Annotated in this window: 4 protein-coding genes; 3 read left to right on the top strand and 1 reads right to left on the bottom strand. The window is 63.7% G+C overall.

Going from position 1 to position 6,069, the window contains the following annotated elements; genetic code table 11:
- A partial coding sequence (locus tag HP547_RS26610; protein WP_172288396.1) for a sigma-54-dependent Fis family transcriptional regulator occupies nucleotides 1-1,566 on the bottom strand: 1,566 nt, incomplete at its 3' end.
- A 255-nt stretch (nucleotides 1,567-1,821) separates the two neighbouring features.
- Between HP547_RS26610 and HP547_RS26605 the strand changes: the two genes are divergently transcribed.
- The 3 genes from HP547_RS26605 to eutB all read left to right on the top strand — a co-directional run.
- Nucleotides 1,822-3,342, top strand: coding sequence for an aldehyde dehydrogenase family protein (locus HP547_RS26605; protein ID WP_172220532.1), 1,521 nt, complete (start codon nucleotides 1,822-1,824; stop codon nucleotides 3,340-3,342).
- A gap of 225 nt (nucleotides 3,343-3,567) precedes the next feature.
- Entirely contained in the window at nucleotides 3,568-5,016 is a 1,449-nt protein-coding gene (gene eat, locus HP547_RS26600; RefSeq protein ID WP_172220535.1) for an ethanolamine permease, read from the top strand.
- 46 nt (nucleotides 5,017-5,062) lie between these two features.
- Nucleotides 5,063-6,069: ethanolamine ammonia-lyase subunit EutB (eutB, locus tag HP547_RS26595; protein WP_172288394.1), on the top strand; the 1,007-nt coding region annotated here is incomplete at its 3' end.

Genomic DNA, 6,069 nt, shown 5'->3' with positions numbered 1-6,069 from the left:
CCCGTGCGCCTCCTGGCGCAGCAGAAAGTCCAGCAACTGCGCCTTGTCGCTGCGTTCGCGCACCGCCGGCAACGCTACCTCCAGGCCATTCAGGCGGTAATACAGGTCCTCGCGGAAACCGCCCTGCTCGACTCGCTCTAGCAAGTCGCGGTGCGTGGCACTGACGATCCGCACATCCACCGCCTGCGGCTCGCCACCGATAGGCACCACCTGCCGATCTTCCAGCACCCGCAACAGACGGGTCTGCAGGGCCAGCGGCATGTCGCCGATCTCGTCCAGCAACAAGGTGCCGCCGTCTGCCTGCAACAACTTGCCGCGCATGCCTTCCTTGCGAGCACCGGTAAAGCTACCGCCGCGATAGCCAAACAGCTCGCTCTCGATCAGGCTCTCCGGGATCGAGGCACAGTTGATGGCGACAAACGGCTTGCCACGCCGCTCGCTGGCCTGGTGCACGGCCTGGGCGAAGGCCTCTTTGCCGCAGCCGGTCTCGCCGCGCAGCAGCAGCGGCACATCACGCTCGAACACCCGCACGCTGCGGCGAAAGTCGTTTTGCAGGGCCGCGTCCAGCAGGCACACAAGCGGCTCCACTTCGCGCGCCGGGCGTGGCTGGCCGATAGGCACCGACCACACCGGCGCACGGGCCTGGCCACGCAGGCTGGCGAAGACCTGACGACCGTCCAGGGTACGCAGCGGCCAGGCGGTGCTGCCACCGGGTGTGGCGCGGCTGAACAGATCATCGTGGCTGCAGGCGAAGAAGCGTTCCAGGGGTTTGCCCAGCACGCCACCGCGCACGCTGCCCAGCAGGTTCAGCGCGCTCTGGTTGGCGGCGCAGATACGCCCATCGCCGTCAAACGCCAACAGCCCTTCGCTGAACAGGCCGACCGATTCAGCCTGCAAGTGAAAACGCAGCAGCCACTGTTGCTCGAAATGGCGCAGGAAATAGCAGCTTTCGATCATCTTCGCCGACAAGTTCACCAAGGCCATGGTGTGGAACTGGCTTTGCCGGGAAACGTCGGGCCGCGCCGAAGACACGTCGAGCACCGCCAGCAGTTCGCCATGCGGGTCGAAGACCGGGCTGGCGGAACAGGTGAGGCCTGTGTGACGGCCGCGGAAGTGTTCGTTCTGGTGGATGGTCAGCGCCTGGCGCTCGACCAGGCAGGTGCCGATGCCGTTGGTGCCCTCGCGTGCCTCGCTCCAGTCGGCGCCCAGCCACAGCCCGGCATGCTCGAAACTGCGCCGCTCGTTAGGGGCGCTGACGCAATTCAGGATCACACCGCGGGCATCGGTCAGCAACACCGCATGACCGGCCCCGGAAAGCTGCTGGTGCAGGCTGTTCATTTCATGATCGGCTATTCGCAGCGCCTGGCGCAGGCGCTCGCGGCTTTCCAGCAGGCGCCCATGTTCGAGCACCACCGGCGCCTGGGCCACCGACGGGTCGAGGTGGTAGTCCTCGAGGCAGCGCAGCCATGAGCGGGCGATGGACGGATCGCTTGCGCCCTCCCCGGCCCCGCCGTGGGCCACGCTATGCACTTGCCGGGCATGGTGACTGAAATGATTGCTCTGCATTTGTTGTAGTTCTCCGCAGATAGAGAGTCCAGTCAGCATCCTCTACCCTGGAAGGGTTTGCAATGCACCCTCCGGTGACGTGTCGCAAATGGCACAAAGTGTCACTGCGGGCGTACCGATGCTGGCACAGAGCTGCGCGGCAAATTGCTGGATGCTGAGCCAAGCCATTGATTTGCCTGGTGCTGCCAACGCTGGCCCGACCTTTGCTCTACGCTTTCCAACTCCCTAACAAACACAATAGCCAGGAGACACACCATGCGTTATGCACATCCCGGTACCGAAGGCGCGAAGGTTTCCTTCAAGAACCGCTACGGCAACTACATCGGTGGTGAGTTCGTTCCTCCGGTAAAGGGTGAGTACTTCACCAACACCTCTCCGGTGGACGGTCAGCCGATCGCCGAATTCCCGCGCTCTACTGCCGAAGACATCGACAAAGCCCTGGATGCCGCCCACGCTGCGGCTGACGCCTGGGGCCGGACCTCGGTGCAGGACCGCTCCAACGTCCTGCTGAGAATCGCCGACCGTATCGAACAGAACCTGGAACTGCTGGCCATCACCGAAACCTGGGACAACGGCAAGCCGATCCGCGAAACCCTCAATGCCGATATCCCGCTGGCGGTCGACCACTTCCGCTACTTTGCCGGCTGCATCCGCGCCCAGGAAGGCGGCGCAGCAGAGATCAACGAAGGCACCGTGGCCTATCACATCCACGAGCCGCTGGGCGTGGTCGGGCAGATCATCCCGTGGAACTTCCCGATCCTGATGGCTGCCTGGAAGCTGGCCCCGGCCCTGGCCGCCGGCAACTGCGTGGTGCTGAAACCGGCCGAGCAGACCCCGCTGGGCATCACCGTGCTGATGGAAGTGATCGGCGACCTGCTGCCAAAAGGCGTGCTCAACGTGGTGCAAGGCTATGGCCGCGAAGCGGGTGAAGCACTGGCCACCAGCAAGCGCATCGCCAAGATCGCCTTCACCGGCTCCACCCCGGTGGGCTCGCACATCATGAAATGCGCCGCCGAAAACATCATCCCTTCCACTGTCGAACTGGGCGGCAAGTCGCCGAACGTGTACTTCGAAGACATCATGCAGGCCGAGCCGAGCTTCATCGACAAGGCTGCCGAAGGCATGGTGCTGGCGTTCTTCAACCAGGGCGAGGTGTGTACCTGCCCGTCGCGCGCACTGGTCCAGGAGTCGATCTACCCGCAGTTCATGGAAGTGGTGATGAAGAAGGTGCTGCAAATCAAGCGCGGCGACCCGCTGGACACCGACACCATGGTCGGCGCCCAGGCCTCGCAGCAGCAGTTCGAGAAGATTCTGTCGTACCTGGACATTGCCCAGAAGGAAGGCGCCGAGCTGCTGACCGGCGGCAAGGTGGAGAAACTGGAGGGTGCGTTGGCTACCGGGTACTACATCCAGCCGACCCTGCTCAAGGGCAACAACAGCATGCGCGTGTTCCAGGAGGAAATCTTCGGGCCGGTGGTGAGCGTGACCACCTTCAAGGACGAAGCCGAGGCGCTGGCGATTGCCAACGACACAGAGTTCGGCCTGGGTGCCGGCGTGTGGACGCGCGACATCAACCGTGCCTACCGTATGGGCCGGGGTATCAAGGCCGGCCGGGTGTGGACCAACTGCTACCACCTGTACCCCGCGCATGCGGCGTTTGGCGGGTACAAGAAGTCGGGGGTCGGGCGTGAGACGCACAAGATGATGCTTGATCATTATCAGCAGACCAAGAACCTGCTGGTGAGCTACGACATCAATCCGTTGGGCTTCTTCTAGACCGCGTCGCCGTCTTCGCGGGTAAACCCGCTCCCACAGGGACCGCACGGTTTTCAAGACCTGTGCAATTCATGTGGGAGCGGGCAAGCCCGCGAAAGGGGCAGGCCTGCAAACACAAAACCCAGGGCGGCAACCTGCACCAGCCGCTCTGGCTCGCTTCCTGCAGTACCCATCACCATCGGCCCGGACCTCCCCCGGCCACCAAGAAAAAAAACAGGTGAATCTATGCCAAGCGATCAATCCGCCGGCTCGTCGGCAGGCTCTTCCGTAGACTTCGAAAAGGTCGGCTCAGACTACTTCCAGCAACGTGAACTGAAAAAAGGCGCCGCCGGCTGGGTGCTGCTGGTCGGCCTGGGCGTGGCCTACGTGATCTCCGGCGACTACGCCGGCTGGAACTTCGGCCTGGCCCAGGGCGGCTGGGGCGGCATGTTCCTCGCCACACTGCTGATGGCCACCATGTACCTGTGCATGTGCTTCTCGCTGGCCGAGCTTTCGTCGATGATCCCCACCGCTGGCGGCGGCTACGGCTTTGCCCGCAGCGCCTTCGGCCCCTGGGGCGGGTTCCTTACCGGCACGGCAATCCTGATCGAATATGCCATCGCCCCCGCCGCCATCGCCACCTTCATCGGGGCCTACTGCCAGTCACTGTTCGGCATCGGCGGCTGGATGATCTACCTGGCGTTCTACATCGTGTTCATCGGCATCCATATCTTCGGTGTGGGTGAAGCGCTGAAGCTGATGTTCATCATCACTGCCGTGGCCGCTATCGCCCTGGCGGTGTTCCTGGTGGCGATGGTGCCCCATTTTGATGCAGCCAACCTGTTCGACATCGCCCAGACGGACGCCGTGGGCGCCAGCAGCTTCCTGCCGTTTGGCTACGTCGGCGTGTGGGCGGCGATCCCCTATGCGATCTGGTTCTTCCTGGCTGTCGAAGGCGTGCCCCTGGCTGCCGAGGAAACCAAGAACCCGAAACGCGACCTGCCACGCGGCCTGATCGGCGCGATGCTGGTGCTGGTCGCCTTTGCCTTGCTGATTCTGGTGGTCGGCCCTGGCGGCGCGGGTTCCGAAGCGCTGAAAGCCTCTGGCAACCCGCTGGTCGAAGCATTGGCCAAAGCCTACGGCGGCTCTACCTGGATGGGCAGCTTCGTCAACCTGGTCGGCCTGGCCGGGCTTATCGCCAGCTTCTTCTCGATCATCTATGCCTATTCCCGGCAGATCTTCGCCTTGTCCCGTGCCGGCTACCTGCCGCGCAAACTGTCGGAAACCAACAAGAGCAAGGCGCCGGTACTGGCTTTGGTCATCCCCGGCATCATCGGCTTCGCGCTGTCGCTGACCGGCCAGGGCGATTTGCTGATTCTGGTCGCGGTGTTCGGTGCCACACTGTCTTATGTGCTGATGATGGCCGCGCACATCACCCTGCGTATCCGCCGGCCGAAGATGGAGCGCCCGTACCGCACCCCTGGCGGCATCTTTACCTCGGGCGTGGCGCTGCTACTGGCCTGCGTCGCCGTGGTGGCCGGTTTCCTGGTCGACCCACGGGTAGTGATTGGCGCGGCAGTGATCTATGGGGTATTGATTGCCTACTTTGCTTTCTACAGCCGCCACCACCTGGTAGCCGGTACACCGGAAGAGGAATTCGCCGCGATCCAGCAGGCCGAAGAGACCCTGCACTGATTGCCGCCACCCGCCGCGGGCCAGCCCGCGGCTCTGGAGATTCTGTATGGCAAGTTTCGTACACACGGTAGGCAACATGGTCTACCGCTTCGACAGCCTCAAGGAAGTACTGGCCAAGGCCAGCCCCGCACGCTCGGGTGACTTCCTGGCGGGTGTTGCTGCCAGCAACGACGGCGAACGGGTCGCCGCGCAGATGGCCCTGGCCAATATCCCGCTGACGCATTTCCTGAATGAGGCGCTGATCCCTTACGAACAGGACGAAGTTACCCGCCTTATCATCGACACCCACGACGCCCAGGCCTTCGGCCCGGTAAGCCACCTGACCGTGGGCGGCCTGCGCGACTGGTTGCTGGGCGAAGAGGCCAACGAAGACAGCCTGCGCGCCCTGGCGCCCGGGCTGACGCCGGAAATGGCTGCCGCCGTGTCGAAGATCATGCGCGTGCAGGACCTGGTGCTGGTGGCGCAGAAAATCCGCGTGGTCACCCGGTTCCGCGGCACCATGGGCCTGCGCGGGCGCCTGTCGACCCGGCTGCAGCCGAATCACCCGACCGATGAGCCAGCCGGTATCGCCGCCAGCATTCTCGACGGCCTGCTGTACGGCAACGGCGACGCCATGATCGGCATCAACCCGGCCACCGACAGCATCGCCTCGATCTGTGCCCTGCTGGAAATGCTCGATGCAATCATCCAGCGCTACGACATTCCCACCCAGGCCTGCGTGCTGACCCACGTCACCACCTCGATCGAAGCCATCAACCGTGGCGTGCCGCTGGACCTGGTGTTCCAGTCCATTGCCGGCACCGAGGCAGCCAACGCCGGGTTTGGCATCAATCTGAACGTATTGCAGGAGGGCTACGAGGCTGGGCTGTCGCTGAAGCGCGGCACCGTCGGGCAGAACCTGATGTATTTCGAAACAGGCCAGGGCAGCGCCTTGTCGGCCAACGCCCACCATGGCGTCGACCAGCAAACCTGTGAAACCCGCGCCTATGCCGTAGCCCGCCATTTCAAGCCGTTTCTGGTCAACACCGTGGTCGGCTTTATCGGCCCGGAATA

Origin of the sequence: Pseudomonas sp. CM27, from assembly GCF_013179515.1 — a bacterium.
Classification (GTDB): domain Bacteria; phylum Pseudomonadota; class Gammaproteobacteria; order Pseudomonadales; family Pseudomonadaceae; genus Aquipseudomonas.
This window is presented reverse-complemented; position numbering and strand designations above follow the sequence as displayed.